The organism is Desulfobulbaceae bacterium (assembly GCA_015231515.1).
Taxonomy (GTDB): Bacteria; Desulfobacterota; Desulfobulbia; order Desulfobulbales; family VMSU01; genus JADGBM01.
The window spans coordinates 1-24,770 of record JADGBM010000040.1; the positions used below are offsets into that span (position 1 = coordinate 1).

Sequence of the window (24,770 nt, forward strand, 5' to 3'; positions counted from 1 at the left end):
CGTAAGAGCCATCTCTCAAGGATTGCGGCACAGCATTAATAACATCATCTGAAATAGACATAATAAAGGGAATAATCATAATTCCCATAATAAGTCCTGCGGCAAGCGCGCTTTCTGAAGAGACCGAAATTCCCAGCTGTTCACCAAGATCGCGAATAAACGGGGCAACCACCAGGGCAGCAAAAAAACCGTAAACAACCGTTGGTATTCCAGCCAGAATTTCGATCAGCGGTTTAGCCACTGCCCTGACTTTTTTGCCGGCGTACTCAGCAAGATAAATAGCCGCCATTAACCCGATGGGCACCGCAACCAGCATGGCTATTGCCGAAATCATCAAGGTGCCGGTAAAAACAGGCACTGCGCCAAAAGCACCTGAAGAACCGACCTGATCAGTTCGAATTGACATCTGCGGACTCCATTGCAGACCAAAAAGAAACTCAGAAAGGGGCACTTTCTGGAAAAAGCGGATGGCCTCAAAGAGGACTGACAAAACAATGCCGATAGTAGTGAAAATTGCAATTGTCGAACAAAATATCATAGCAACTCTTACTATCGACTCAACCTGGTTTCTGGCCCGCAACTGTGGCGAAATCCGGCTTAAGGCAAAAATAACAGCAGACAACCCGAGCACAAGAAGTGCTGTTCCTTGAATTGTGCGGCTCACCTCCTGTAGATGCGTATAATAGTTTGCAGCAGCCTCTATTGCCGGATCTTTGATACTCCCAAAGGAGTTGCCGGCAGCCAGGTTCTTGATGTCATTAATGACAAGGCCAAGACTGTCCTTCGATAGGGAACGCATTTTTTCAGGCAGGGTATCTATGGTCAGGGAGACAATAATTGACGAATCAATCACCTGCCAAAGTACAAAAACGATCAGCGCCGGCAACCCGCACCAGAGTGCTGTCAAGGCGCCATAATAAACGGGGCGGGAGTGGAGATTTCGCGACGATCCTGAGGCACAGCCAACAGCAAGGGCCTTACGTCGTCCCAGATAAAACCCCACTGCCGACAGCAGCAGAAGTGCAAATAATACCAACGAAGGAGACATGGATTGTCTGGCCGGGATTATTTATGATCACCACGGACGATGTCACCACCAACCATATAGATGACCTCCTCCGCAATGTCCGTAGCTCTATCGGCTATTCGCTCAAGATGACTGGCGATAAGATAAAAATTCAGGAAGCACCCTGCATGTTCAGGCTGTTTGCGCAGCCGCTCTTTTATCGTATCATACGCACTGTTTCGCAGAGCATCTATCTCATCATCTAGAATGAAAATCCCATGGGCCATTTCAATATCCCTGTGAACTAAGGCATCAAGGCTCATTCTCAGCATAACTAAAACCTTATCAGACATCGGAGAGTAATCCATGGGGAATTTCTGGCAGCCGTGTTCAAAAACAAACTTTACCTTTTGGGCTATTTTTACGGCATAATCGCCAATACGCTCAATCTCACTATCGATCTTAATCAGGGCAATAATAAACCGTAAATCTCTGGCAACCGGTTGATAGAGGGCCAATATCTTCAAACACTCTTCCTCGATCTCGACTTCCATTTCGTCGATTTCGTAATCGGACTTAATGACCATCTCAAGAGCTGTCATGTCATCGCCTTTAAAGGCAGAACAGGCCTTTCTGACCCGATCCTCAACAAGAAGACCAAGGTCCAAAAAGTTTTTCCTGAGCCTCTCTAACTGGCTATGATAGTTGTGATGCATTTTCTACCCCCAATAATTCAACCGGTGCACGTAAATATGGCCCTCGCCAATACTCCACCTCAGTATGATACTTAAATCCCGTAGCAATCACCAACAACATAATAGTCAATTATTAAGATTGTATTAATAAACCATTAAGATACTGTTATGCAAGTTCAATTTAATTGCATGTTTGCGTGGGCCGAACTATTATTGGTCTAAAGCATTACCATTTCCCCAAAAGAGTGAACTTACCATGGGTAGAGAACATATACTTATTATTGAAGATGACGAAGACATTCAACAGCTCGTCAGCTTCAACCTCGTTAAGGCAGGCTTCCATGTTTCCTGTGTCGACAATGGGGAAGACGGATTAGGTCTTCTAAAAACTGAAAAAATTGACTGCCTGCTTTTAGACATCATGTTGCCGGGCAAAAACGGCTTTGCTATCTGCCGGCAAATCAGAGAAGATCCACGGTGCTCGCTGCCGATTATTATGCTGACCGCCAAAATTGATGACCAGGAGATCATTGAAGGTCTTGAGTGTGGCGCTAATGATTACGTCACCAAGCCTTTCAGCCCCAAGGTGCTCATCGCCAGAATCAAAGCGGCTTTGCGCCGCCAAACTTTTGAGACCGACTCAACGCCTCAGAATACCGAAAAAACTATTACGATTAAAAACTTAAAGATTTATCCGGAACGGCATGAACTCCTGGTTGATGAACAAAAGATACAATTAACCTATACCGAATTTGCCATTCTCAGCATGCTGGTCAGAAGACCTGGCTGGGTTTACACCCGCCAACAGATCATCGATACCGTTCGCGGCGATGATTATGCGGTGACCCAAAGAATGATCGATGTGCAGGTTTTCAGCCTGAGAAAAAAACTGGGCCAAGCCGGAAATAACATCGAAACTGTAAGAGGAATCGGCTACCGGTTCAAGGACTAAAAATAAGGGACTCCCCGTATCATGCGCGCAAAAAAACTTGTCTGGCATATCTTTCCGGCCAATCTCTTGATTACCGTCGGTTCACTGCTGGCTCTCTTATGGTACAGCTCTGTCGCTTTTAATACATTTTACAACAACTGGTTGGCTGCGGACCTGGAAGACAGGGCCTATCTTATTGAAGAGCAGATAGCAACCCTTGTCGGCCAAAACAAGCCCCAAGAGCTTAAGGCCTTGTGTCGTCGCCTCGGCCGAAAAACCTCTACCCGTATTACAGTTATTCAGCCCTCCGGAAAGGTTGTTGCTGATTCAGACGAAGACCCTGACATAATGAGCAACCATAGCAACCGTCCGGAAATAGTAACAGCTTTTTCTGGAAAAACCGGCAGCCAACTCAGAGTCAGTGCGACCTTGGGCGTTAAAATGCTCTATGTTGCCATCCCATTTACCCACAAGGACGGCGACACGAACAAATTTCATATCCTACGCATGGCCATGCCGGTTTCAGCTATGGATCAGGCACTACAGACTCTTAGAATTAAAGTCGCACTCTCGGGCCTTATGGTCGTGCTGTTAGCAATGTTTGCCGCAATTCTTGTTTCACGAAGAATCAGCCGGCCACTGGAAATAATGACCGAGGTCTCAAAACAGTTTGCCAAAGAAAATTTCACCACCTCATTGCCCATAACTCCCCACTGTTCGCTTGAAGTGGCAAGCTTGGCAACCGCCATGAACAGCATGGCTCAAAAACTGCGAGAACGCTTTAATACTATTGTCCAGCAGCGCAACGAACTACAGACAATTCTCACTTCAATGGCAGAGGCGATTTTAGTTGTTGACAATGACAAGCAAATTAAAACTCTTAATACTGCTGCAACCTTTCTTTTTGGGATTTCAGCCCACAAAGCAATCAACAAAAGCACCCAGGAGATTCTTAGAAATATCAACATTGAACGACTGGTGAACGCAACTCTTACCAGCGTAAAAGTAGTAACAGAGGAGATCACCATAGATAAAGGTGGAGAAAAACTCTTCCTCCAATACAGCGGGGTCCAGCTTCATGGCGACAGCGGTCATTCGTTCGGTGCAGTAATGACTTTCAATGATGTTACCCACATTCGTAAACTGGAAAACATCAGACAGGAGTTTGTGGCCAATGTTTCTCATGAGCTAATGACACCCCTCACTTCAATAAAAGGGTATGCGGAAACCATTCTCGACAGCACTCAAGACGACAAAGAACAGACTGAAAAATTTCTGCAGATCATTCTTCGCCAGTCTGACCGCCTACAGGCAATTGTCAGTGACCTGTTGGAACTTTCAAGAATTGAACAGGAGATTGAACATAATGAGATCCATCTTGTGCAAACCAATTTAAAGACAGTACTTGAACAAGCCATACAGGTATGCACTCACAAAGCTGCCGAAAAACATATGGAGATCCAGCTTGAGTGTCCCCCTCTACTCACAGCCCCAATTGATCCACAGCTAATGGAGCAGGCCACAGTAAACCTTCTGGTTAATGCAATAAAATACAGTCATCCGGCTAATCCGATTAAGATTAACGCTGGGCTCCTGAGTACAGGAAACAATCAAGAGATGATCTCTATCAGCATCCGTGATTTCGGAATAGGAATTGGCCAGGAGCACCTCCCTCGCCTTTTTGAACGCTTTTACCGAAGCAACAAGGATCGCAGCAGAAAACTGGGTGGCACAGGCCTTGGGCTTGCCATAGTCAAGCATATCGTCCAAGCCCATAACGGCAGCGTCGAGGTCATCAGTGAAGTCGGAAAGGGCACAACTTTCACCATAGTGATTCCGACGGGGACTCAGAGGGATTTTCCTGCCATGCAAAAATGAAAACTCCTATGCTATCAAAGTGGATGGCTAGCCGAACCAAAATAACCCTTCTGTGAAACCTGTAAAGTTCAAAATACAGCATCTCAGCCCGAGGTATCGATCGGTTATTGCCATCGCTTTCATCTATTTTTTACTGTCGGGTTGCCTCCATCATCATAAAAGGCTGGAGCCAGAAACAACCGCCGAGGCAAAACTGCTGCAAGGCGACCTGGTTACCGCCCTTGGCTACCAGGATGACGAAGCCGAGCGTCTGGCCAAAACTGCCCTGTTCACAACCCGCACCCTTTCACAAAAATACCGACCTGCCAGATTTCCACTCTTTAATAATTTTTTGGTACATATAGGTCTTAAATCTAGAGGACTCTGCTGCCACTGGACTGAAGAGCTTCTTAACTCCTTGCAAGATTTAGAGTTGAAACAATTTAGCATCATCTGGGCAGTCAGCAATTATGGCGGTTTCAGGGAACACAGCAGTGTTGCTGTTATCCCGGCAAATCAACCTTTCGAAAACGGACTCATTCTTGACCCCTGGCGCAATGCCGGCATTCTTTACTGGGGTCAAATCTCCAAAGATACCTATGACTGGCAACCCCATCCAGGGCACAACAACCCAACGGACAGTATTGAGTGCAAGGCAGATTCAAACTGAATAGGAGGCTGTCCGAGAATAGCCATTTCATAAAAAAAAAGCCCCACCTCAAAACTGGGAGAGGCAGGGCCGGGAGGGGCAAAATCCAACAAAACTGTAAAGGAGTCGTGTCTAAATCAAAAAACCGACTCCATGAACTTCTGTCTATAATTTAAACAACAGTTCACTGTAGGTAGGAACTGGCCAAATGTCGGAAGGTGTAAGCTGCTCAAGGGCATCAATATCTTCGCGAAGATCAACCATTGCAGGCAAAACCTTTTCTAGATACGCCACTGCTTGTTTATCAACCTGACCGATGCCCTGTGCTTTTGAGGTTTCGACTTCAAGTTTTTCAAGCTTCTTGGTTGCAGATAAAAGCAGGGTATCTACCTTAGCCAGAAGTGCATTCTGCACGGAGCTGTGTTTACCGGAAGCGGCTGCCGAATTACCCAGCTCTGTCATGAAACGAATAATTGCAGGGACGTACTGTCGTTTTACCATCTCAATAGAGGCGAGGGCTTCAATGTTGATGTTTTTTCCGTACTGCTCAACATAGATCTCATAGCGCGAATGCAGCTCCTCTTTACTCAAGACATTGTATTTACCGAAAAGTTTGATCGCTTTCGGGGTGACGAAAGATTTAAGTGCATCAACGGTGTTACGCAGATTGGGAAGCTTGCGTTTTGCCGCTTCTTTCCCCCAGGCATCCGAATAGTTATCACCATTGAAGATAATACGACTATGATTAGCCACAGTGTCTTTAATAATTGCAGCAATCTCCTTATTTACATCTTTGGCCTTCTCAAGTCTGGTGGCAATTTCGTCAAATGCTTCAGCGGCAATGGTGTTTAAGGTGACGTTGGGCCCTGAAATTGACTGCGAGGAGCCAACCATACGAAACTCGAATCTATTACCGGTGAAGGCAAATGGAGAAGTGCGGTTACGATCGGTATTGTCTTTGGGCAGTGAAGGCAATGTGTCGGTACCAATATTAACAAACGGGCTGTGGTCTGGTTTGATATATTTTTTCCCGGCCGCCAGGCTGGTTAAAATATCATTTAATTCAGTTCCCAAAAAGACGGAAATGATTGCAGGGGGAGCCTCGTTGGCGCCAAGGCGATGGTCATTCCCGGCGCTACCGCAAGTTCCTCGCATAATGTCTGCGTGGAGATCAACAGCTTTAAGCAAACCGCAGAGCACAACAAGAAACTGGGCATTTTCCTCAGGTGTACTGCCAGGATCAAGAAGGTTAAGGCCGTCATCGGTGCAAACCGACCAGTTATTGTGCTTACCGGAACCATTAACTCCCTTGTACGGTTTTTCATGGAGTAAGCAAACCATTCCGTGCCGAATCGCAACTTTCTGCATGGTTTCCATAACCAGCTGATTCTGGTCTGCCGCAATGTTGGTTGTTGAGAAAACAGGGGCCATTTCGTACTGTGACGGAGCAACCTCATTGTGTTTGGTCTTGGAGGTAATGCCCATTTTCCAAAGCTCAATATCCAGGTCTTTCATGTAGGCTGCAACACGGTCTTTAATAGCGCCAAAATATTGATCTTCAAGTTCCTGACCTTTGGGAGCCGGAGCACCAAAGAGACTGCGACCGCCAGCCATCATATCAAGACGTTTAGCGAAGAGCTCTTTATCGACCAAAAAGTATTCCTGCTCAGCACCAACAACAGAGGTAACTCGGCTTGAAGTTGTATTGCCAAGTACCGTCAAGACACGCATTGCCTGCTTGGAAACAGCTTCCATTGAGCGCAGCAACGGTGTTTTTTTGTCCAGAGCTTCACCATTATAGGAGCAAAAAGCAGTGGGGATACAGAGGGTCACATCACCGGCAGCGTCTTCTTTGAGAAAGGCTGGAGATGTGCAGTCCCAGGCAGTATAGCCACGAGCCTCAAAGGTCGCGCGCAGACCGCCGCTCGGAAAGGAGGACGCATCCGGCTCACCCTGAGTCAGTTGTTTTCCAGAGAACTCCATAAAAACGCCGCCATCAGCTGTTGGAGAGATAAAGGAGTCATGCTTTTCTCCTGTAGAGCCCGTAAGTGGCTGAAACCAATGAGTATAATGAGAGGCACCTTTTTCTATGGCCCAATCCTTCATCGCATTTGCCACGACTGCAGCAGTCTCAGTCTGCAATGACGCACCCCGCTTTATGGTATTTTGTAATGATTTGTAAGCTTCTTTAGGCAAACGTTCTTTCATTATTTTGTCGTTAAAAACATTGCAGCCGAAAAGATTCGGAACGCCCATTGGTGTTTTTGATGCCATTGTTAAAATCTCCTTAGTTCACGTTAATTGTGGATGGTTACCAAAAATAATTTTCACTAACCGTCATATAATATTTGCAAGAAAAAAACTATAGCAGTTTAAATTGCATCCCTGCCTTTTTCGCCTGTCCTGACTCTAATCGCCTCCTCCACCGGCAACACAAATATCTTTCCATCACCAATTTTCTCAGTCAGGGCGGCCTTGCGGATACATTCAACTATGCTGTCAACATCAGATGCCTTCACAACCAGTTCAAGTTTAATTTTGGGCACAAAATCGACATTATATTCAGCACCACGATATATCTCCTGGTGGCCCTTTTGGCGACCATAGCCTTTCACTTCACTGAGAGTCATGCCGCTGACACCTTTTTCATTAAGGGCGTCTTTTACAGCATCAAGCTTAAAGGGCTTAATAATTGCCTCTATTTTTTTCATTTTCTGCTCCCTGTTTCAATTAATTATGAAGTATAGCCCATTTCACTATGCTCGGTAATATCGAGCCCCTGAACCTCATCTTCTTCTTCAACCCTGAGACCACCTGTAAGCATACCAACAACTTTAAGAATAACAAAAGTAAGCACCATAGAATAGACTATCGCCGCCCCAGCACCAATTGCTTGAATCACAAATTGATTAGCGTTTCCAAAAAACAACCCTGTCGCACCGACAGAGGCAAAAAGGCCAGTTGCCAGAGCGCCCCAAAGGCCGCCAATGCCATGAATTCCAACGACATCCAGTGCATCATCATAGCCAAGTTTGTTTTTCATCAATATTGCACCATAACAAAGAGCACCTGCTACTAAGCCTATGATAATCGCTGATACCGGCCCGACAAAACCAGCACCAGGTGTAATGGCAACAAGACCAGCGACTGCACCAGAGGCTGCGCCAAGTATCGTTGGTTTTTTCTGAAATATCCATTCAGCAATAACCCAGGAAAGTAAAGCCGAGCCTGCAGCAACCTGGGTGGTAAAAAGCGCTAAAGTTGAAATTGGACCGGCTGAAAGGGCCGAGCCGGCGTTAAATCCGAACCAGCCAAACCACAGTATCCCTGCCCCCAAAACGGTCATTGGCAAATTGTGCGGATGAAAGGATTCACGCCCCCAGCCTTTCCGCTTACCAAGCATCATTGCAGCAACCAGCGCCGCAACGCCTGAGTTTATATGAATAACCGTACCACCGGCAAAATCGAGAGCTCCCATCTTGCCTAACCAGCCACCACCCCACACCCAGTGACATATAGGAAAATAGACCAACGTGCTCCATAGAATAATGAAGAGCAGGTAGGAGCTGAATTTCATCCTTTCGGCAATGGCACCGGAGATAAGCGCCGGGGTAATAATTGCAAACATCAATTGAAAGGCGCAAAACAAGAGGTCTGGAATTGTGTCAGAAAACGGCCCAGGCTCCAGACCAACACCCTTTAAGCCAACATATTGCAACCCGCCAATAACTCCCCCGATATCAGACCCAAAAGAAAGTGAATATCCATAAAGCACCCATAGTATGGATACGACACCAAGACAGATGAGGCTTTGCATTATAGTACTTAAAACATTTTTGGAACGGACAAGTCCACCGTAAAACAGAGCAAGCCCTGGCGTCATAAGCATGACCATTGCGGTCGCAACAAGCATAAAGGCGGTATCACCAGTGTTCATTTTTTTCTCCCTTTATTAATTTTTTAATTTCCCCGACGGCAAGTCAGGATGGCATGGCCACCTACATTTTGCACCAGGCATGCCAATAGTTTAAAATTAACATAAGCCGTTGATTTAAAAGATTTAAAAATGATAAAACCATATTCCACAGCCAGGAACCACATTACATATTTGTCATTTATTGCTTATTTTTTGAAACATATTTGTGTTATTTAGCATAAAGTTCGGGAATTTCAATATTAAATTTTTTAACCTTGTAACCAATCTGCCGTTGAGTAAGACCAAGTTCCCGAGCCGCCCTTGCTTGAATCCAGCCATTTCGCCGCAAAGCGCTCTCCACGACATCACGCTCACGTTCTTTAAGTGAGGTACCCAAAACCGGAGCAACCTCCTTTACACCTGTTGAACGATAACCGTCTTCAGCTGTAGTCGTAATTGAACTTTCTTTTTCGGCGATCATAAACGATGGCAGATCACTGACCTTACCCCACTCGCCGCTGGTCATGATCACCAGACGCTCGATGAGGTTCTGCAACTCCCTCACGTTGCCCGGCCATGAATATTTTTTCAGAAATGAGACCATCTCAGCCGACAGGCGCAGATTACGTCCATTTCGCTCGTTGCTTTCTCTCAAGAAAAAATCAATCAACAGGGGTACATCCTCGGCGCGTTCGCGAAGGGATGGGAGCATAAGCGGCACGACGTTTAAACGATAATAAAGATCCGCCCTGAAACTGCCTTTCTCCACTGCTCGCTCAAGATTGACATTGGTTGCCGCGATAATCCTGACATCAACAGTAATGGTTTTTGTGCCCCCTAAACGCTCAAACTGCTTCTCCTGAAGAACACGTAACAGTTTAGCCTGGAGATTCAGCGGCAGCTCACCAATCTCATCGAGAAAAAGTGTTCCGCCATCGGCAGCTTCAAAACGGCCAATCTTTACAGCTACCGCACCAGTAAAAGCTCCCTTTTCATGACCCAGCAGTTCACTTTCCAAAAGGTTTTCCGGCAGTGCCGCGCAGTTAATTTTAATAAATTTATCATCAGGACGATTACTGGCCTGGTGTATTGCTCTTGCAACCAACTCTTTTCCGGTGCCGGATTCACCTAATATTATAGCCGTTGCCCGACTTGGAGCAACCATGTCTATGAGCTTAAAAACCTCACCCATCACTTTGCTCTGCCCGATTATATTGTGGCGGCTATACCGCTTATCAAGCTCGGCCCGCAACGACCTGTTCTCTTCTACCCAAATTTCCTCTTTTTCCTTCAAGACCTTATCGAGTTCCAAAAACTGAGCAATCAAGGTGGCAACAACAGTAATGAAGTGAATATCTTCCTCAAAAGAGACAACAGGACCAAAAAGTCGGTCAACAGTAAGGACTCCAACCGGCTCTTTCCTTAAAATTACCGGCACACCTATAAATGAAATTTTATCCTTCTTAATATCTTTTCGAGACCCCGTCTTGTTGAGAAATAGGGGTTCATTGGTAATATCAGGCACAACAAAGGGGTAACGTGTCCGGAACACTTTGCCGCACACACCTTCATCAAGTCGATAGACCCCGCGCTGCTTTTCTTGTTCTGAAAGCCCGTACGAAGCCTTAATCGCCAGGCGCTTCCCAGTTTCATCCAACAGGAAAAGTGTTGCACGCTTCATATGCAGTGTTTCATTGAGAATACGAAAAGTTTCATTCAACGTCGTTAAAAGTTCGGCGGCTGAACCAACGAGCTGAGCAATCTCGCACAAGGCATCGAGCTCCAAGTTTTTGACAGCAACCGCCTGGCGTGCCCGTTCTTCCTCCAGCATCTCTTCTGTCCTGGTTTCCATAAAACTCCCACAGTGATATCGCTGTTACACGACTATTGAATTGATAACATCTTCACATAAAAGCAAAAGATATGCCACGGGATGAAAGCCAACAATTCACGGAAGGAGACCAGGCCTTTAAAAAAGGCTAACAGCATGATATTACAATTGAATTTAAACAAGAATTAAAAAACGACAAAGAGGAGATACAAACAAATCGGCATCATGAGAATACGATTTACTACAATTTTGTAAATTTTTTCGGTCACCAAAATAGCAACAAATGAGCTAAACTGGTGTCTTTGTAAAAGTGACTCACAGTATCAACGCTTTTAGTAGACGATCGTTTCAAATAGTCTAAACAAGGCGGCGCCCAAGAGATACAGAAATGAACATGCGTCTTCGAAAATGTAACATTTTCAACATTCATGTTTGTTAAACCCACAATTGACAAAAACCATAAAAAGAAGGATTCAACCCCCATATGTAACTGAATTAACTGAACAATATTTTTAAATTTTAGTTTGGCACACCCTTTGCGAATAGGCCTAAACATCGACGAACTCACAAAAGATTTGAGCTGTTCAATGTTCAAGTCAAAAAAACAATTTTTTAAGGAGAACTAAACAATGTCTAAAAAGATGAGAAAAGTTGCAATTTATGGAAAAGGCGGAATCGGAAAATCAACCACAACTCAAAATACCGTAGCAGGCTTGTGTGAACTTGGCAGAAAAATAATGGTTGTTGGCTGTGACCCCAAAGCAGATTCTACTCGTTTGCTTCTTGGTGGCCTAGCCCAGAAATCAGTTCTCGACACCCTTCGCGAGGAAGGTGAAGACGTAGAACTTGAGGATATCCGCAAAAAAGGCTACGGCGACACCTGGTGTGTTGAGTCCGGTGGTCCTGAGCCTGGTGTTGGTTGCGCTGGTCGAGGTATTATTACCTCCATCAACATGTTGGAGTCTCTCGGCGCCTATGAAGAGTCTGAAGGGCTTGATTACGCCTTTTATGATGTCCTTGGTGACGTTGTCTGCGGTGGTTTTGCGATGCCGATTCGTGATGGCAAGGCAGAAGAAATCTATATTGTTGTCTCAGGTGAAATGATGGCAATGTACGCCGCAAACAATATCAGCAAGGGTATTGTGAAGTTTGCCCAGTCCGGCACAGTTCGTCTCGGCGGGCTGATCTGTAACTCTCGTGCTGTTGATAATGAAAAAGAGATGATTGAGAAGTTTGCTGAAAAACTCGGCACCAAAATGATCTACTTTGTGCCCAGAGAAAATGACGTACAGCGCGCAGAAATTAACCGTAAAACCGTTATTGAATGGAACCCTGAAGTTCCACAGGCTGACGTGTACCGAAACCTGGCAAAGGCCATCGATGAAAACACGGATTTCGTCATCCCCACCCCGATGGAGATAGAAGAGCTCGAATCGCTGCTCATGGAGTTCGGTTTGATGGAAGCCGCATAACCTGGAAATTATTCATGATACCCTGCGGGTATAGTTCCTATCCGAAATCATTTTCTTAAAAAAACAAACATGATTTCTAAGTCACTAAATTTAAAGAATGGAGATACAACAATGATGCTAATGATTCGATCAATTATACGTCCTGAAAAGGCTGATGCAATACTTGCAGCGCTTATGGATGCCGGGTTCCCCGCTGTAACTAAATACTCTGTCGCTGGTCGCGGCAAGCAGCGCGGCATAAAAATCGGCGAGGTAACCTATGATGAACTCCCCAAGGTCATGTTGATGAGCGTAGTCAAAGCCGAAGATAAAGATTTTGTCATCAAAACTATTATGACAACAGCCAGATCCAAGGGCAAAGGTGCTTTTGGTGACGGAAAGATTTTCGTAAGCGAGGTTTCAGAATCCTACACAATCAGCTCTGGCGTCAAAGAACCTGCTGATGAACCTACGGAGGTGGCAGTATGAAAGAGGTAATTGCCGTAGTGCGAATTAACATGATGAATCAGACCAAGCAAGCTCTGACAGATTGTGGGGTGGATGCATTTTTTGCCCATGAAGCACATGGCCGTGGCAAGGGTTTTGTCAATCCACAGGTTCTCGCAGGCGTCAAAGATGGCTATGAAGAAGCGGCGGCCCTCTTAGGTGAAAAAGGAAAACTCTATGCCAAACGCTTGGTAACAGCCGTTGTTGACGACAGCCAGGTTGCCTGTGTGGTTGAGACAATTATCAACACGAACCAGACAGGAAAGCAGGGCGATGGCAAAATTTTCGTTCTGCCTATTTCAGATGCCGTTCGCGTGCGAACAGGCGAGACTGGCGCTAAGTCCATCGCCTAATAAGGAGACAACTATGAGTACAGCAACAAAGAAAAGACTTGTTCAATGGGAGCCGGCCAACGTAAAGGCAGAGCTTCTAAAAAAATACCCGGCCAAAGTTGCAAGAAAGCGTGCCAAGTCGATAATGATTAACGAGGCCTTGGAGAATACAACACCAGAAATTCAGGCCAACGTTCGAACGATTCCTGGCATCATCACCATGCGCGGCTGCACTTACGCTGGCTGCAAGGGTGTCATCATGGGGCCTACCCGTGACATTATCAATATAGTTCATGGTCCCATCGGCTGTAGTTTTTACGCCTGGCTGACCCGCCGGAACCAGACTGATGGTGGCGGCCCGGACGGCACAAACTATATCCCCTATTGTTTTTCCACTGACATGCAGGAGCAGGACATTATCTTCGGTGGTGAAAAGAAACTAGCTCAGGCCATTCAAGAAGCATATGACCTCTTTCATCCCAAATCAATTGCTGTGTTCGCCACCTGTCCGGTTGGGCTCATAGGTGATGACATTCATACTGTCAGTAAGAATATGAAGGAAAAATTTGGTGATTGCAATGTCTACGCCTTTAGCTGTGAAGGCTATAAAGGTGTATCTCAGTCTGCCGGCCATCATATCGCCAACAACCAGGTTTTCAGACATATCGTCGGTGAAAATGACGAGGTAAAACCAGGAAAATTTAAAATCAACCTTCTGGGTGAATACAATATCGGCGGCGATGGCTTTGAGATTGACCGAATTTTCGAAAAATGTGGCATCACTTGCATCTCTACTTTTTCCGGAAATGCAACCTATGATCAGTTCGCTTCAGCCCATACAGCCGACCTGAACGCCGTCATGTGCCACCGCTCAATTAACTATGTCGCTGATATGCTGGAGACCAAATTTGGTATCCCCTGGATTAAGGTGAACTTCATTGGCGCTGCGGCAACTGCAAAATCACTGCGCAAAATTGCAGAGTATTTTGGCGACAAAAAACTCATTGCCACAGTTGAGAAAGTTATTTCTGAAGAGATGCCTGATGTCGACCTGATAGCCAAAGATGTGCGCACTCGCACAGAAGGAAAAACAGCTATGATGTTTGTCGGTGGCTCACGCGCTCATCACTACAAAGAGCTCTTCAACGAAATGGGCATGAAAACAATTGCAGCTGGATATGAGTTTGGACATCGAGATGATTACGAAGGTCGTCATGTCATTCCAACTCTCAAGCTTGATGCCGATAGCAGAAATATCGAAGAACTTGAAGTTGAAGCTGATGCGTCTCGCTTTAAACCTCGAAAAACCGCTAAGCAGTTGGCCGATCTTGAAAAGAACGGCTTAAAATTCAAGGAATATAAAGGTTTAGCCCCAGATATGGACAATGACACTTTGATCATTGATGACTTAAATCAATACGAAGCAGAAAAATTGATTGAACTTATGAAGCCAGACATTTTCTGCGGAGGTATCAAAGAGAAATACTCCATCCAGAAACTTGGTATCCCCATGAAACAGCTGCACAGCTATGACTCAGGTGGACCATATGCTGGATTCAAAGGCGCCATCAATTTCTACAAGGAGATCGACCGCTTAGTTAACAGCAGAGTCTGGAGCTACATGAAGGCCCCATGGCAAGAGAACCCTCAACTCTCCGCGACATACGCTTGGGAGTAGCGGTTAGCTATTAGCAGTTAGATAATGGCTAATGGCCAAACAAGATTTTAATCATACATTTACGAGGCATACAAAATGTTACTACGACATACACCAAAAGAGATAACAGAGCGCAAGGCCCTGGTGATTAATCCCGCCAAGACCTGCCAACCTATCGGAGCAATGTATGCTGCTTTAGGTATACGTGGCTGCCTTCCGCACAGCCATGGATCACAAGGATGCTGCGCCTATCACCGAAGCACACTTACCAGGCATTATAAAGAGCCGATCTCAGCTTCAACCAGCTCATTTACCGAAGGTTCTTCTGTGTTTGGCGGCTCGGCAAACATGCTGCAGGCAATTAACAACATTTTCACGGTATACGATCCCGAGGTCATCGCAGTGCATACCACATGTCTTTCTGAGACAATCGGCGATGACTTAAAACAGATGAAGATGAAGGCCGAAGTTGAAGGAAAAATCCCTGCAGGAAAAGAGGTTATCAGCGCCTCTACTCCAAGTTATGCGGGTTCCCATGTCACCGGTTTTTCTACCATGGTTCGCTCTATGGCAGAGATGGCCGTGCCGACCGGCAAAAAGAATGGAAAAATAAACGTTATTCCCGGCTGGGTTGAACCTGCAGACATGGAAGAGATAAAACGCCTGGTCGCGCTTGTCAACGTTAAGTGCATTCTCTTCCCTGACACATCAGGTGTTTTGAATGGCCCGCTTTCCGGAGAGTACAAGATGTTCCCCGATGCCGGCACCACGGTTGACGAGCTTAAATCAACCGGTGATTCAATGGGCACTTTGGCGCTTGGCGAGTGGTGTTCAGCCGATGCTGCCCATTACCTTGACAACCAGCACAAAGTGCCATGCAGCATACTTGACATGCCCTTTGGCCTTCAAGCAACCGATCGTTTTATCGATGCCTTAAGAAAAGTGGCAGGTGTTACAGTTCCTGAGGAAATTTCCCATGAACGCGGTCAGTTGGTGGACATGATTTCAGATATGCATCAATATTTATATGGCAAAAAAGTTGCCTTGGTCGGCGACCCAGATCAACTGATTGCCATGACTGAATTCCTGGTCTCCATTGACATGTGCCCAGTTCATATAGTAACCGGCACACCGGGAAAGAAATTCGAAAAACGCATCAAAGAGATCACTAAAGAGATGCCTTTTGAAGTCAACGTTAAGGCCAAATGAAACATGTTTTACCTGCATCAACTGATCAAAAATGATCCGGTTGATCTCATCATTGGCAACACCTATTGCAAATACATTGCCCGTGACGAAGACCTGCCTTATGTCCGCTGGGGATTCCCTATTCTTGACAGCCAGGGGCATCAGTATTTCCCGACTGTTGGCTACAAAGGTGGACTCAGGCTTTTAGAAAAGATCTTGGGTGTTTTACTCGACAGAAAAGATAGAGATGATTCTGAGGAAAAATTTGAGCTTGTCCTCTAACCATTTCAACGTTTCAGCTTACTAACCAGCGGATGTAAATATTCGGCTTGACGCTAGGAAATAACAAAAACAACCGATTTTATCGATGAAGACAAACCTATGACAACTACTAAAGTTCTTGAACAATCTGGATCATGTAACTGTGCCTGTACCGAGAAGTCTGAATCATACCCGGTTCTACCGCTATGCCCTAAAGAAAATTTCCGGGTTAAATATTGGCCAGAGCAACCAGCTGGTCGTGCTATCCCTTTGGAGGGAGCACTTACCTGGATTAAGGAAAACTTAGAGCAGGGAGCGCATCTGACTAACATTGAGATTGGAGGACCAGGCGATCCCCTGGCGACCCCCGAATTAACCCTGGAAATAGCATCAAGAATTTGCAGTGAATATCCAGACATTTTACTTCAAATAGCAACTTTGGGGCTCAATGGCAGTCAGTATGCGAGTGACCTTGCAAATGCCGGCATTAAGGGTGTTACTATGCTTGTCGATGCAGTTGATGCTGAAATTGCCCAGAAAATTTATGCCTGGATTCGGCCATCGACCAAGACTGTCCCGATTAAACAGGCGACTGAAACATTAGTTACAGAGCAAAGTCTCGCCGTTAGCGCTTTTCAGGACGCCGGACTTGCGGTGACCATTCGTACTACAGTCTATTCTGGTGCCAACGATGACCATATTGAAGTAATTGCAAAAAAAATGTCAGCGCTTGGTGTCGATAGTATGGACATTTTGCCATTTACTGCCAGTGATGTGAGCAGTGACAATGACACTCCGTGCCACGCAAAGAAAAAATTAATGCAAAAATTACGTGCCCAAGCTTGCAAGCATGTAACCAACGTCACTATCAGGCACAAGAACCCAGCAAAAATTGGCTCAGGATGTACATCTCTGGCCGGCAACTGTGCCAGCCACGATGCGATGCTACCAAAACCAAGTAAGGACAAACCAAACGTCGCGGTTGTTAGCTCCAATGGCATGGCGATTGACCTTCATCTTGGCCAGGCCTATCAAGCGTTAATCTATGGACCAAGAGAAGACGGACTTCCCTGCCTGCTTGGCACCCGCCCAGTTCCCGAACCTGGGGGTGGCGTATCAAGATGGGAAGGCTTAGCAGAGTCAATTAAAGACTGTTTTGCTCTCTTAACAGCCAGCGCCGGAGACAGCCCACGGAAGATTTTGGCTCAGCACGGCATTACTGTTCTCATCAACGAGGGTGAGATTGAAGGAACGGTGGACGTTCTATTCGGCGGCGGCAAGAAGGGCAAGAAAAAATGCTGAGACAGGGTTTTAGCTATTAGCTAAACAACTACAATAAGGAGAAATACAATGGCAACTCCAGAACGACAAATAATTGTCTGTCAGAGTTTTCGCGTTGCTGGTGATAAAAAAGGAATATGTCACAAGCAAACAGAAGGTTTTTTACAATATCTTGAAGAAGAGATTCTTGATCGAGGGCTCGACTGCCTGGTTACTGCCTCAACCTGCCTTAAGCAGTGTGATCGCGGCCCTATCATGGTTATCCAACCTGAAAACTGGTGGTTTAAGGGGGTGGATAGTGAAGAGGCTATCGATGCAATTCTCGATGGCTTAGAAGAAGGCGAGGCTGCTGCCGATTATCTAATCGACTAAGAGCGTAAAAACCATGACCAACTCAACAGTTATATCATTTTCCGACATCAAAGCAGCGCAGCCCATTTCCGGCTGGCAAGAATTTCTAGTTGAAGGGCAAGGATTCCTCCATACCGCGTCAGCAGCTGTGGAAAAGAGCCGAAAGGTTTTTACTCCTGAAATTCTTTACAACATCATTGCCATGGCAATTGAAAAATTTGTAATGGCGGCTTTGATGAAGCATGGAACAATGCCATATAACCATACAATGCAAGATCTGGTTGAGGCTATGGACACAACCTTTCCCCATGCAATTGATGAGTTGCGCGATGGTTTACTGAAGATGGGTGAATATCAGGATATTTGCGACCTTGATGGTTTTAGAATTACACCGCCGGAAATGGAAGACATTCCTGCAATGTTGGCGATGGCCCATACCCTTAAAGGGTTGGTCGTTCAAAAACTGACCACATAGATGGGCAACAACTCAGATCGTAAAAAACGAGAGGAAAAACTATGTCAATATATCCACTTGGAACACTCATGGAGGTGATTGAGTCTGTCAAGGGAACATTAATTCCTATGAAAGTCGCTTACGCCTACGAAGACTTGGTTTTCTTGGAACATAACGTTTTTCTTCTCCAATTTACAGACAAGGAAAACAAAGTTCTTTTACACAAAAATGTGACCGCTGAAAAGGATACAATCGAAAGCAGTATCGCAGCTTTGAAGAGTGCCGCTCAAGGCAAAAATATCACTATTGTCGAGGGGAGTCTGTACAGCATCGAACAGGCCGATGATGAAAATGTACGCATCAACTTCTTAGCAAATGATCAACGTTAACACGATAACCTTTCGCAAGGCAGATCCGGGCGATACACCACAGTTAATTGAACTTTTACGTGCTCTTTTCGCAATTGAGGAAGATTTTCTATTTAATGAAGAAAAACAGCGGGTTGGCCTGCAACTGATGCTTGACAATCAACGAGGCTACGTCGCAGTTGCAGAAAAGGCAGGGACTATAATTGGCATGTGCACCGGCCAGCTAACTATCTCAACTGCGGAAGGGGGCCCTGCCCTTCTCGTTGAAGATGTTGTCGTCACAAAGAAGTGGAGATCACAAGGCGTCGGTAAACAGCTCATGGCTGAGGTTAGCAGATGGGCAGAACATATGGGAGTTTCTCGACTTCAGCTCTTGGCGGACAAAACAAACAGTGAAGCTCTTGACTTTTACAAATCACTTGGATGGCAGAGCACACAGCTGATCTGCCTGAGGAAATATATTCAATAAACAAAAAAGGAGCATATTATGTCTAAAAAAAGTGTTGAGGATCTACTAATTGCCGGGGGCGCAAGTGAAGAAATGCGGTTACGCTATGATGCACTTAAGAGCAAAGAAGCCTTCATAGAACTGGCTTTAAAGGAAGGATATACGTTTACAATTGAAGAGTTCAATGCCGTTTTAAACGAATCAGGTGACTCATTTGATCTTATTGGCAACCCAGCCAAACGCCAGATGTGGTGGAGATAGACAGTAGTATAGTTGCGGGAGGGCAGAAGGCAGAATTCAGAATGGGAAAAAGCGATGAGCAGCACCGTTTCACTGAATTACTGTCTTCTTGTCTTCTGGATACTGCGCAAGATGGCAAAACCATTACACATTATCAAAGTCAGAAGATCTGTAACCTTCAATCGTGGCCGGACACTCCATATGAATGTTCGCGGGTATGTGTCGCTAATCATATTTCTTTTTGTTGAATTTTAAACTATGTGAAATCCCACAGGCGCACTCAAGGCTCTTAGTTAATAATTTTAATTTCACCGTTATAACGGAATATCAGCGTTATAATCTCCCCATCGGGCTTTTGAACAAGAAACCGGTCAGTACAGTCATCACAGTCAGGGTTTGACTGGGAAAGAATCTCGCCATATGAGCTTGCGGTGCGCCTTCGATCAAATGATGTCGTTGGTTGTAACAGCATGGAGCAGGATACGGCGCCAAGCAGCAAGAGGCTAAGGGCCAAAAAAAATATATTTATTCTTTGAGAGCAGAGTGGTTTAATCAATATATACACCTGTGCCTATCGTTGCCGAATTTTTATCTGAGCTTGTAACCAGCTTACAATAAGCTTACGCCCTTACTCATAACATTTCAACTAACTTTTACATGACGCATAATATCGTAAATGCACTCACATATGAGTTTAAACAGGAGATTGCCGACCGCTACTTCGGGTTCCGCAAACTCATCGAAGATGATAAACTGAGCCTGGCCGACCAGATCCGCCAGCAAAGCGTCATACTAGAAAAGAGAATAAGTTTCGACCTTATCCGAATTTACATACTGCTAAAAGACGACGAACTTATTCAAGATTTTTTAGCCTTAGCCGGCATTGAAGATCAGCTTTTTTATGACCCGTACCTGACCGAGTCAGTATTCCTCCGGCAGCGGGTTTTCGAGAATGTCCGGTTTCGTGGTTTAACCAGCAAGGGTTGCTTCACAAATGCCATCTTGGACAGCTACGAAAGGTTGACAGAACACATCAGTCAATACAGAGAACGGTTCGCGGAACTCGTGGCAACCCAAGAAATGATCAGCGAAGAGATCAAGATCTTTTACAAAAAAAACGATCTCGGCTCGATCATGAACTTCCTTCGTTCTCTTGGTGAATTTGAAATTGCCGGCCACATGCAGGTCGCTACCGAGACCAACGTTTCAGAAGAGTTAAACAAGAAACTTCAAATTCCACCACCTGGCCCAATTGAACAATTCCTACCTAATCTCACCCAGGCCGCCCCATTACCAAGCATCAAAAACAGATTCAAAAAGATCATCCGTAAGGCCTATAAGAACAACAAAACAGATATCCATCAGTATGTATCTTACAACACGTCCTTTCTGAGAAGGGCATTTGGATGAGGGATTTTCATGAAAATCAAAAATCAACAACTTGATATCTATTTATGGCCTGGAAAACAGTAGCCAAGCTCCTTTGCCTCGTACTCACGCTGTCAGCAGGTTGTGCCAGCAGACAGAACAGCACCCAAACCAACGGCCAGTGTCCGGCTGGACTGCATGCCAATATTGTCGCTATTGACCCAGTTTTCCTGGAAGACCTGCAGTATGTAAGAGATGATATCGCACTACAATCCGGTACAGATGCCGAGCTGCTTATTGTTGCTGGTACTGCCCCAAATGCCTTTGCCTGGAAGGATAAAAAGAAAGAGTTCATCGCCATCAATCTCGGCTTGATCAAACTCCTTGATGAGAACTTTGATGAGTATGCCTTTGTTATCGCCCATGAAATGGCCCACATTACCCAGGGCCATATCGACAAAAAGAAATCGTATAACCAGAATGTCCAACAGGCTGGCGGCGTTCTTGGGCTGGCCATGGAGGTGATAGGTATTGGCCTGGGTATACCTTTCAGCGGTTTAATTTCCTCGGCAACAGTTAATTCGGGGACACATCTGGCAAAAATGGGCTACAGCCGTGACCAGGAGAGAGAGGCCGACGAGATGGGACTGCATTATATGCGGGAGGCTGGGTTTGACCCTTTAGGAGCAATACGATTCCAGGAAAAACTACAACAATTTTCCAGCGCTGATGTGGCTTTTTTATCAACCCACCCGCAAACTGAAGAACGTAAGGAAAACCTCCTAAAACTGATCAACAAGACCGCAGTTACGGAATAATTTCAAATTTCTTACTGTTGACGTTCCAGACGTAACCACCGCCAAACCAGATATCTTCGATAAGATCCATTTCAAGGTCAAGGCCTGTGGCATCAGAAAAATCTTCGTACACCGCCAGAATCTCCAGATCGTCGATAAAATTATCTTTATTGGAATCCGCCCAGTGATAGGGGGCAAAGGCAATTCGGTTATTTCCGGCGATCGCCTTGCCTCTGCCAGATACTTTACGTAAGGTTACCGTGCCGTTCATCCTCAGACCTTCCTGACTAACAGGCCCATCATAGCGCAGGGAGTAGCCTAGAACCATTTTTTCGGTAACCTTGTTAATCCATTTCATCTCACCCGTTTTATGATCAACAGCCGCAGGTATTGACTTCTGCGACTCAACAAGAGTGGCACCGGCCGGCAGCATCTCCCTTAAAATAAAAGGCGAAGGCTGAGAATCACTACTGACAAGCTTAATAACAACAGGAAACGGTTGCCCTGGGGCTGTGTGATCCGGCATGAATCGAACAGCGTGAATCTGAACACCATTAAGGACTGGTAACCGCAACCAGGCAAAAAGTGCCAACGCCGCCACCGCAACCACCAAACCAATCACCCAGTAAGATTTGTTGCTTTTGGAAACAACCTCCGGCGCAGTCACTTCCGGGGCTTGTTCTGTACTTTCCAGACCCTCAGGCTCATCGGGCAGGGCCTTATGCCCGGCATCAAGAATATCTGCCAACTCAACTTCCAAAGCTTCAGCCAGCTTCAGGGCATTTTCCTTTTTTATGGTTGGATAACGCTTATTCTCCCATCGAGAGATCGAATCTGTCGTTACCGCAACAACTGAGGCAAGATACAACTGGGTCAGGCCCTTCTGTTCACGGATGGCACGAATTTTCCCTCCGTCAATTTGAACCATGGGGACACCACCAGGATATGTATTTTGTTTTACGTCCATGATTATATCCAGCTCTGCTGGGTTTATTAATGAATAAGATACCGGAAAATAAATGTTTCAGGCAAGGAAAGCAAGAAAAACTCTTGAACACATACTCGCCAGTCCCGATATACCGAAAATCAATCCACATCAAATATCTCTATTAATTCAAGATCTTAGAACCCGACATAGCCCCGGGTTCGAATAGTATCCAACCCGACTTCGCCCAATGTCCTCTCCACAAATGCACAAGAGAGCCGTACAGTGTGGTTAAAGGCAGTTAGACAACAACAATAAAAATTTACCACACACAAAGGAGATTTGATGATGAAAATTCAAAAAGGTAGTCTGAAAAAAAACGTAACTTTATTGGGTGCCACAGCCTTGCTCTGTCTGCTGTCGGCAACTGTTTCAGCAAACAATGAAAATCCGGCACCAGAGACAATTAACCTCAATATCCAGGTTAATCATGCCAGCATTGAGGGCCTGCCCAAAGACCAAAAGTCCGTTAACAGCTTTACCCATGAGGACCATGCCCACAAATATCTTAAGGGCAATAGCCAATATGCGGCTAACGCTTTTACTGATGAGTTTACCTGTAGCGCCTGTCATCCGGAGGCAAAAACCGTAACAGATTTAACGAACAGCGTCGCTCAAGAACGGATACTTGCTGCCTTGAACGGTACGGGTGGCCCTAAAGAGGTAAAAAATTATTTCCATGGAATTTGCCTTGATTGCCACAAAAACATGCAAAAGGCAAAAATTGCGACCGGCCCCACAAAATGTACTGATTGTCACAACAGAAAATAGCGGGTCCATTTAATGGACAATGGACAGACACTACCCACCAATTAAAATTCCGGGAGTCCCGGAAAAGGAGATTGCCATGAAGAAACAGATTATTGCAGTACTTTCAGCCATCGCTTTACTTGCAACCGTTACGACTGCCTCCGTAGCAGCATCATTTACCTGCACTGTCGAATCCATTGACAAAGGCCAGGTTGTTTTATCCTGTGGAGAGCTCACTGACAGAATCAACGTTGGCGATAAAGTTAAAATTCGTACAAAAACTGAAAGGAAGGCAGTTGAAGGATGTTAGCAACCAGTTTTCTAACTTTGTTTTGCGTCTAACGCTTTAGCTTTTTACGCCCACAAAAACCGCTGATTTTGTTTGCAAAAAAGAGGCCCTCTTCGAGTGGGCCTCTTTAATTTTTTACATAGAAAATTCATCCCCCCGACATTTCATCCTTTTTACATTTCATCTTTTTTCCTCAACTGATCAGGCAAACTAATTGCATAGTATTTTTCTTCATTTTTTTAATTTTTATTGTGTTTTTTATATTTACATTTACAACATATTGTGCGAATGTGCTTTTCAGCATACAACATAGGGTATCAACTCCTGTATTGCTTCAAATGTAAAATTCACGAATAAAATGACAAAACAACCCCTACCGGGGGGCATAATACAGTCCAGGGATTCAGCACCTCCAGGCAGATAAAACCGTAGTATTCTGTAGAGCCGTCCTATGCCCCAAAATTGATAAACAGATGAACGCCCATGGAGTCAACAATGACCAAACAGATCATGACCAACGAAATTTCTCTGCCTGCCGACGCAACAGAACCACAGTTTAAGGCCAACGCCATCACCGTTCTTGAAAAACGCTACCTCCTGAAAGATCAGGATGGTAACCCCACCGAAAAACCAAAAGATATGCTTTGGCGTGTAGCAAAAACTATCGCCGCAGGTGATTTAGGCTATGACACGGCTGCCCCTATTGCCAAACTGGCCGGCGACTTCTATGAAATGATGGCAAACTTCGATTTTCTGCCCAACTCACCAACATTAATGAACGCCGGCCGTGAACTCGGACAGTTATCAGCCTGTTTTGTCCTGCCTATTGAAGACTCTATGGATAGTATTTTCGAGGCAGTAAAACAGACCGCCCTGATTCATAAAAGTGGTGGCGGCACTGGTTTCTCCTTCTCACGGATCAGACCGCAAAACGATGTTGTTCACTCCACAAAAGGCGTTTCCAGTGGTCCATTGTCATTTATGTCTGTTTTTGATTGTGCAACCGAAACAATTAAACAGGGCGGTACCCGACGCGGTGCCAATATGGCAATTTTACGCATTGACCATCCGGATATTATGGATTTCATCAAAGTGAAAGCCGACTTGACCCATTTAAACAACTTTAATCTCTCAGTCGCTATCACTGACGATTTCATG

General features: G+C 45.3%; 26 protein-coding genes and 1 pseudogene. 19 read left to right on the forward strand and 8 right to left on the reverse strand.

Features of this window, described 5'->3' with window-relative positions:
* A partial coding sequence (locus HQK80_08175; protein ID MBF0222189.1) for a phosphate ABC transporter permease family protein occupies nt 1–1,048 on the reverse strand: 1,048 nt, incomplete at its 3' end.
* Nucleotides 1,049–1,065: 17 nt separating this feature from the next.
* Nucleotides 1,066–1,722 (reverse strand): phosphate signaling complex protein PhoU, encoded by a 657-nt coding sequence (gene phoU / locus HQK80_08180; GenBank protein ID MBF0222190.1) that lies wholly within the window; start codon nt 1,720–1,722, stop codon nt 1,066–1,068.
* Between the two features lie 235 nt (nt 1,723–1,957).
* Between phoU and HQK80_08185 the strand changes: the two genes are divergently transcribed.
* Genes HQK80_08185 through HQK80_08195 form a run of 3 tightly spaced genes read left to right on the forward strand, consistent with a single transcriptional unit; the run spans nt 1,958 to nt 5,159 of the window.
* Nucleotides 1,958–2,653 (forward strand): response regulator transcription factor, encoded by a 696-nt coding sequence (locus tag HQK80_08185; protein MBF0222191.1) that lies wholly within the window; start codon nt 1,958–1,960, stop codon nt 2,651–2,653.
* Between the two features lie 21 nt (nt 2,654–2,674).
* Complete coding sequence (locus tag HQK80_08190) at nt 2,675–4,510, forward strand: PAS domain S-box protein (GenBank protein ID MBF0222192.1); 1,836 nt, start codon at nt 2,675–2,677, stop codon at nt 4,508–4,510.
* Between the two features lie 52 nt (nt 4,511–4,562).
* Complete coding sequence (locus HQK80_08195) at nt 4,563–5,159, forward strand: hypothetical protein (GenBank protein ID MBF0222193.1); 597 nt, start codon at nt 4,563–4,565, stop codon at nt 5,157–5,159.
* A 144-nt stretch (nt 5,160–5,303) separates the two neighbouring features.
* Here the strand turns inward: HQK80_08195 and HQK80_08200 are convergent, their stop codons facing one another.
* The 4 genes from HQK80_08200 to nifA all read right to left on the reverse strand — a co-directional run bounded on the left by HQK80_08200 (nt 5,304) and on the right by nifA (nt 10,885).
* Entirely contained in the window at nt 5,304–7,394 is a 2,091-nt protein-coding gene (locus HQK80_08200) for a glutamine synthetase III (protein MBF0222194.1), read from the reverse strand.
* 116 nt (nt 7,395–7,510) lie between these two features.
* The gene (locus HQK80_08205; GenBank protein MBF0222195.1) at nt 7,511–7,849 is read right to left on the reverse strand and encodes a P-II family nitrogen regulator; all 339 of its coding nucleotides are present in this window, start codon (nt 7,847–7,849) and stop codon (nt 7,511–7,513) included.
* A gap of 23 nt (nt 7,850–7,872) precedes the next feature.
* Nucleotides 7,873–9,075: an ammonium transporter gene (locus HQK80_08210; GenBank protein MBF0222196.1), complete on the reverse strand. Its 1,203-nt coding sequence runs from the start codon at nt 9,073–9,075 to the stop codon at nt 7,873–7,875.
* Nucleotides 9,076–9,283: 208 nt separating this feature from the next.
* Complete coding sequence (nifA, locus tag HQK80_08215) at nt 9,284–10,885, reverse strand: nif-specific transcriptional activator NifA (protein MBF0222197.1); 1,602 nt, start codon at nt 10,883–10,885, stop codon at nt 9,284–9,286.
* A 641-nt stretch (nt 10,886–11,526) separates the two neighbouring features.
* On the opposite strand from nifA, the gene nifH reads away from it, so the two are divergent.
* The 11 genes and pseudogenes from nifH (at nt 11,527) to HQK80_08270 (ending at nt 19,444) form a co-directional block, all read left to right on the forward strand.
* Nucleotides 11,527–12,357, forward strand: a complete 831-nt coding sequence (gene nifH, locus HQK80_08220) for a nitrogenase iron protein (protein ID MBF0222198.1) — start codon at nt 11,527–11,529, stop codon at nt 12,355–12,357.
* A 111-nt stretch (nt 12,358–12,468) separates the two neighbouring features.
* Nucleotides 12,469–12,825, forward strand: coding sequence for a P-II family nitrogen regulator (locus tag HQK80_08225; GenBank protein ID MBF0222199.1), 357 nt, complete (start codon nt 12,469–12,471; stop codon nt 12,823–12,825).
* Nucleotides 12,822–13,196: a P-II family nitrogen regulator gene (locus HQK80_08230; protein MBF0222200.1), complete on the forward strand. Its 375-nt coding sequence runs from the start codon at nt 12,822–12,824 to the stop codon at nt 13,194–13,196. The genes HQK80_08225 and HQK80_08230 overlap by 4 nt, the downstream gene beginning before the upstream one ends.
* A 13-nt stretch (nt 13,197–13,209) precedes the next feature.
* Nucleotides 13,210–14,853: a nitrogenase molybdenum-iron protein alpha chain gene (gene nifD, locus HQK80_08235; protein MBF0222201.1), complete on the forward strand. Its 1,644-nt coding sequence runs from the start codon at nt 13,210–13,212 to the stop codon at nt 14,851–14,853.
* Nucleotides 14,854–14,928: 75 nt separating this feature from the next.
* Nucleotides 14,929–16,302: pseudogene (gene nifK / locus HQK80_08240) on the forward strand (nitrogenase molybdenum-iron protein subunit beta).
* 99 nt (nt 16,303–16,401) lie between these two features.
* A complete protein-coding gene (locus HQK80_08245) occupies nt 16,402–17,583 on the forward strand; it encodes a dinitrogenase iron-molybdenum cofactor biosynthesis protein (GenBank protein ID MBF0222202.1) in 1,182 nt (393 codons plus the stop codon).
* A 48-nt stretch (nt 17,584–17,631) separates the two neighbouring features.
* Complete coding sequence (locus HQK80_08250) at nt 17,632–17,934, forward strand: (2Fe-2S) ferredoxin domain-containing protein (GenBank protein MBF0222203.1); 303 nt, start codon at nt 17,632–17,634, stop codon at nt 17,932–17,934.
* Between the two features lie 13 nt (nt 17,935–17,947).
* Complete coding sequence (locus HQK80_08255; protein ID MBF0222204.1) at nt 17,948–18,388, forward strand: hypothetical protein; 441 nt, start codon at nt 17,948–17,950, stop codon at nt 18,386–18,388.
* A gap of 41 nt (nt 18,389–18,429) precedes the next feature.
* Entirely contained in the window at nt 18,430–18,756 is a 327-nt protein-coding gene (locus HQK80_08260; GenBank protein MBF0222205.1) for a hypothetical protein, read from the forward strand.
* Complete coding sequence (locus HQK80_08265; GenBank protein MBF0222206.1) at nt 18,743–19,204, forward strand: GNAT family N-acetyltransferase; 462 nt, start codon at nt 18,743–18,745, stop codon at nt 19,202–19,204. Before HQK80_08260 ends, HQK80_08265 begins: the two co-directional genes overlap by 14 nt.
* An 18-nt stretch (nt 19,205–19,222) precedes the next feature.
* Nucleotides 19,223–19,444, forward strand: coding sequence for a Nif11-like leader peptide family natural product precursor (locus HQK80_08270; GenBank protein MBF0222207.1), 222 nt, complete (start codon nt 19,223–19,225; stop codon nt 19,442–19,444).
* 268 nt (nt 19,445–19,712) lie between these two features.
* Here the strand turns inward: HQK80_08270 and HQK80_08275 are convergent, their stop codons facing one another.
* Nucleotides 19,713–19,937: a hypothetical protein gene (locus HQK80_08275; GenBank protein ID MBF0222208.1), complete on the reverse strand. Its 225-nt coding sequence runs from the start codon at nt 19,935–19,937 to the stop codon at nt 19,713–19,715.
* Between the two features lie 143 nt (nt 19,938–20,080).
* Between HQK80_08275 and HQK80_08280 the strand changes: the two genes are divergently transcribed.
* Both HQK80_08280 and HQK80_08285 read left to right on the forward strand, forming a co-directional pair.
* Nucleotides 20,081–20,833 carry a hypothetical protein gene (locus tag HQK80_08280; GenBank protein MBF0222209.1) on the forward strand — a complete coding sequence of 251 codons (753 nt, stop codon included), beginning with the start codon at nt 20,081–20,083 and terminating at the stop codon, nt 20,831–20,833.
* A 44-nt stretch (nt 20,834–20,877) separates the two neighbouring features.
* A complete protein-coding gene (locus HQK80_08285) occupies nt 20,878–21,609 on the forward strand; it encodes a M48 family metalloprotease (GenBank protein MBF0222210.1) in 732 nt (243 codons plus the stop codon).
* On the opposite strand, the gene HQK80_08290 is transcribed toward HQK80_08285, so the two are convergent.
* A complete protein-coding gene (locus HQK80_08290) occupies nt 21,599–22,555 on the reverse strand; it encodes a helix-turn-helix transcriptional regulator (GenBank protein ID MBF0222211.1) in 957 nt (318 codons plus the stop codon). The two genes, HQK80_08285 and HQK80_08290, sit on opposite strands and share 11 nt — an antisense overlap.
* A gap of 303 nt (nt 22,556–22,858) precedes the next feature.
* Here HQK80_08290 and HQK80_08295 point away from each other — a divergent pair, with 303 nt between their 5' ends.
* The 3 genes from HQK80_08295 to HQK80_08305 all read left to right on the forward strand — a co-directional run.
* Nucleotides 22,859–23,344 (forward strand): cytochrome c3 family protein, encoded by a 486-nt coding sequence (locus HQK80_08295; GenBank protein MBF0222212.1) that lies wholly within the window; start codon nt 22,859–22,861, stop codon nt 23,342–23,344.
* Between the two features lie 76 nt (nt 23,345–23,420).
* The gene (locus HQK80_08300) at nt 23,421–23,633 is read left to right on the forward strand and encodes a hypothetical protein (protein ID MBF0222213.1); all 213 of its coding nucleotides are present in this window, start codon (nt 23,421–23,423) and stop codon (nt 23,631–23,633) included.
* A gap of 489 nt (nt 23,634–24,122) precedes the next feature.
* The coding region (locus HQK80_08305) for a hypothetical protein (GenBank protein MBF0222214.1) at nt 24,123–24,770 on the forward strand (648 nt) is incomplete at its 3' end.

Excerpts from the sequence above, each read along its gene's own strand:
- phoU (MBF0222190.1), bottom strand. The coding sequence starts at position 1,722 with ATGCATCACAACTATCATAGCCAGTTAGAGAGGCTCAGGAAAAACTTT.
- HQK80_08185 (MBF0222191.1), top strand. The coding sequence starts at position 1,958 with ATGGGTAGAGAACATATACTTATTATTGAAGATGACGAAGACATTCAA.
- HQK80_08190 (MBF0222192.1), top strand. The coding sequence starts at position 2,675 with ATGCGCGCAAAAAAACTTGTCTGGCATATCTTTCCGGCCAATCTCTTG.
- HQK80_08200 (MBF0222194.1), bottom strand. The coding sequence starts at position 7,394 with ATGGGCGTTCCGAATCTTTTCGGCTGCAATGTTTTTAACGACAAAATA.
- HQK80_08205 (MBF0222195.1), bottom strand. The coding sequence starts at position 7,849 with ATGAAAAAAATAGAGGCAATTATTAAGCCCTTTAAGCTTGATGCTGTA.
- HQK80_08210 (MBF0222196.1), bottom strand. The coding sequence starts at position 9,075 with ATGAACACTGGTGATACCGCCTTTATGCTTGTTGCGACCGCAATGGTC.
- nifA (MBF0222197.1), bottom strand. The coding sequence starts at position 10,885 with ATGCTGGAGGAAGAACGGGCACGCCAGGCGGTTGCTGTCAAAAACTTG.
- nifH (MBF0222198.1), top strand. The coding sequence starts at position 11,527 with ATGAGAAAAGTTGCAATTTATGGAAAAGGCGGAATCGGAAAATCAACC.
- HQK80_08225 (MBF0222199.1), top strand. The coding sequence starts at position 12,469 with ATGATGCTAATGATTCGATCAATTATACGTCCTGAAAAGGCTGATGCA.
- HQK80_08230 (MBF0222200.1), top strand. The coding sequence starts at position 12,822 with ATGAAAGAGGTAATTGCCGTAGTGCGAATTAACATGATGAATCAGACC.
- nifD (MBF0222201.1), top strand. The coding sequence starts at position 13,210 with ATGAGTACAGCAACAAAGAAAAGACTTGTTCAATGGGAGCCGGCCAAC.
- HQK80_08245 (MBF0222202.1), top strand. The coding sequence starts at position 16,402 with ATGACAACTACTAAAGTTCTTGAACAATCTGGATCATGTAACTGTGCC.
- HQK80_08250 (MBF0222203.1), top strand. The coding sequence starts at position 17,632 with ATGGCAACTCCAGAACGACAAATAATTGTCTGTCAGAGTTTTCGCGTT.
- HQK80_08255 (MBF0222204.1), top strand. The coding sequence starts at position 17,948 with ATGACCAACTCAACAGTTATATCATTTTCCGACATCAAAGCAGCGCAG.
- HQK80_08260 (MBF0222205.1), top strand. The coding sequence starts at position 18,430 with ATGTCAATATATCCACTTGGAACACTCATGGAGGTGATTGAGTCTGTC.
- HQK80_08265 (MBF0222206.1), top strand. The coding sequence starts at position 18,743 with ATGATCAACGTTAACACGATAACCTTTCGCAAGGCAGATCCGGGCGAT.
- HQK80_08270 (MBF0222207.1), top strand. The coding sequence starts at position 19,223 with ATGTCTAAAAAAAGTGTTGAGGATCTACTAATTGCCGGGGGCGCAAGT.
- HQK80_08280 (MBF0222209.1), top strand. The coding sequence starts at position 20,081 with ATGACGCATAATATCGTAAATGCACTCACATATGAGTTTAAACAGGAG.
- HQK80_08285 (MBF0222210.1), top strand. The coding sequence starts at position 20,878 with ATGGCCTGGAAAACAGTAGCCAAGCTCCTTTGCCTCGTACTCACGCTG.
- HQK80_08290 (MBF0222211.1), bottom strand. The coding sequence starts at position 22,555 with ATGGACGTAAAACAAAATACATATCCTGGTGGTGTCCCCATGGTTCAA.
- HQK80_08295 (MBF0222212.1), top strand. The coding sequence starts at position 22,859 with ATGATGAAAATTCAAAAAGGTAGTCTGAAAAAAAACGTAACTTTATTG.
- HQK80_08300 (MBF0222213.1), top strand. The coding sequence starts at position 23,421 with ATGAAGAAACAGATTATTGCAGTACTTTCAGCCATCGCTTTACTTGCA.